The organism is Actinoallomurus acaciae, from assembly GCF_042429965.1.
GTDB lineage: Bacteria > Actinomycetota > Actinomycetes > Streptosporangiales > Streptosporangiaceae > Actinoallomurus > Actinoallomurus acaciae.
Genome location: NZ_JBHLZP010001057.1, coordinates 1 through 1,256 on the forward strand (window position 1 = coordinate 1; position 1,256 = coordinate 1,256).

At 73.2% G+C, this 1,256-nt stretch carries 1 protein-coding gene and 1 pseudogene; one reads left to right on the plus strand and one right to left on the minus strand.

Annotation, left to right across the window (positions count from 1 at the left end; genetic code table 11):
• A pseudogene (locus ACFFNX_RS50395) lies at positions 1 to 361 on the minus strand (FAD-binding oxidoreductase); the annotation flags it as partial.
• Positions 362 to 397: 36 nt separating this feature from the next.
• Here ACFFNX_RS50395 and ACFFNX_RS50400 point away from each other — a divergent pair.
• Positions 398 to 982, plus strand: coding sequence for a TetR/AcrR family transcriptional regulator (locus tag ACFFNX_RS50400; protein ID WP_378213613.1), 585 nt, complete (start codon positions 398 to 400; stop codon positions 980 to 982).
• The last annotated feature ends 274 nt before the right edge of the window (positions 983 to 1,256 follow it).

Below are 1,256 nucleotides of genomic sequence, written 5' to 3' on the forward strand. Positions count from 1 at the left end.
GCTCGGAGCACCGGTCGAGAACCGCCGCGACCTCGTCGTGGGACCCGGGCAGCACGATCGCGTCGGGCGCGCCGCCGGCGTCGCCCGCGCGGATGCGCAGCAGGTCCGGCGTTGACTTGCCACGCGTGTGGCGGATACGCGTCTCGGCGTCCGTGCGCACGTGCTCCGCGCCGACGACGTCCTCCAGGACGCCGGGGACGGGCCGGGCCGGCGGCGGCTCGATCTCGGCGAGCTTGACGGGCTGAGCCGGCTCGGCGTGCACGCCGAGCAGCTCGCGCAGCAGTCCGGCCACGGAGTCCGGCAGGCGCTCGGCCCGCTCCGGATCACCCCAGCCGCTCCACGACATGTCCACGATCGACATGGCTACCCCCTATCCAGCGCAGTTACACTGTGACATATGGCGTCGATTCGTCACAAGAAGGATGCCGTGCTGGACGCGACACGTGACTGCGTGCTGGCGGTGGGCGTGCGCCGTACGACGCTCACCGACGTGGCGCGCCGTGCCGGGGTGTCCCGCATGACGATCTACCGGCGCTGGCCGGACGTGCGGACGCTGGTCGCCGACCTGATGACCCGCGAGTGGGCCGCCGTCGTCTCGCGCGTGGCGCCGCCCGAGGACGGCTCACCGGTACGGGTCCAGGCCGTCGAGGCCCTGGTCACCGGGGTCGCCGCCCTCCGCGCGCACCCGCTCTTCCACAAGATCATGCAAGTCGATCCCGAGGTCCTGCTCCCCTACATCCTCGAACGGCGCGGCACGAGCCAGGAGGCCATGCTGCGCGCGATCGAGGCGACGCTGCGGGCGGGCCATCGCGACGGCAGTGTGCGCGCCGGCGACCCGGCCCGGCAGGCGCGCTCCCTGCTGCTCGTCCTCCAGTCCTTCGCCATGTCCGGCCACATCATGACCGAGGACGGCCCGGCCCTGTCGGCGGCCGCCTTCGACGAGGAGCTCCGGCAGATTCTCGAAAGGTACCTCGCCCCATGACCGGGCGGAGCGGGGGAACCGACAGCACGCGCCCGTGGTCACTCCCCGCGACGAAGGAGGCCCCATGACCGAACGGAGCGAGGGAGTCAAAAGCACGCGCCTGTGGTCACCCCCTCCGACGAAGGAGGTCTCATGACACGTCTTCGCCGGCCCGTCGAGGCGGCCCCGCCGCCCGCGTCCCCCGCCTCCTCGCTGAACGCCGCGCGGCGCGCCCGCGAACTGGCCGAGGTCTCCGGCGGCACGGCCGTCGGCGTCCTGGTCGTCGGGCTCGGCG